Raw genomic sequence first — 822 nt, forward strand, 5'->3', positions numbered from 1 at the left:
CGGGGCGTGTGGGTGAGCCCGGAGATCGACGGGATGGCGACGCTCTGCGCGCTCCTCCCGGCGCCGGTCGCGATGGGGGCGTTCGACCGCATCGACCGCATCGCGCGGACCCTGCGAGAGGGGCCCGACGGGACCGCGCGAGGTGGTGCCCAGAGCGGCGGTGACGAGCGCACGCTCGCGCAGCTGCGCGCCGACGCACTCGCTGAACTGCTGACCGACGGCGACATCGGCGGCACGACACCGGTCGGCGACGGGGACGGGACTGCGCCGACGTTCGTCTCGGGAGTACGCGCCGAGGTGCGCCTCACGCTCGCCGCGAGCACCGCCGCGGGTCTCGACGAGGCTCCCGCGGATCTCGACGGCTACGGCCTCGTTCCCGCCGACGTCGCCCGCGAGCTCGTGGGAGCCGCCGCCTCCTTCACGCGGATCCTCACCGACCCGGACACCGGGACGATCGCATCGGTCGGGCGCACCCACCGCGTCCCACCGCCCCGGATGCGCCTGCACCTGAAGCTGCGCGACCGCACGTGCCGGTTCCCCGGCTGCACCCGCCCCGCGTCCACATCGGAGGCCGACCACACGATCGAGTGGCGCAACGGAGGCGAGACCTCCCTCGAGAACCTCGCCTCGCTCTGCACCGGACACCACCACGTCCGCCACGGCGACCGCTGGACCTACGTCCTGCATCCCGACGGCACCGCCGACTGGACCACTCCCACCGGACGACGCGTCAGCACCCGGCCGGCCGTGCTCCCGGGGCGACCGCCCGATCCGCCCCCACGACCACGATTCGCGGACACGCCACCACCGTTCTGACCCCCG

Annotated in this window: 1 protein-coding gene; it reads left to right on the forward strand. The window is 74.5% G+C overall.

What is annotated here, in order from left to right; translation table 11 throughout:
• The coding region (locus GRS92_RS18570; RefSeq protein WP_159859810.1) for an HNH endonuclease signature motif containing protein at positions 1-816 on the forward strand (816 nt) is incomplete at its 5' end.
• Positions 817-822 lie beyond the last annotated feature (6 nt).

This window comes from Rathayibacter sp. VKM Ac-2754 (genome assembly GCF_009807095.1).
Taxonomy (GTDB): Bacteria; Actinomycetota; Actinomycetes; order Actinomycetales; family Microbacteriaceae; genus Rathayibacter.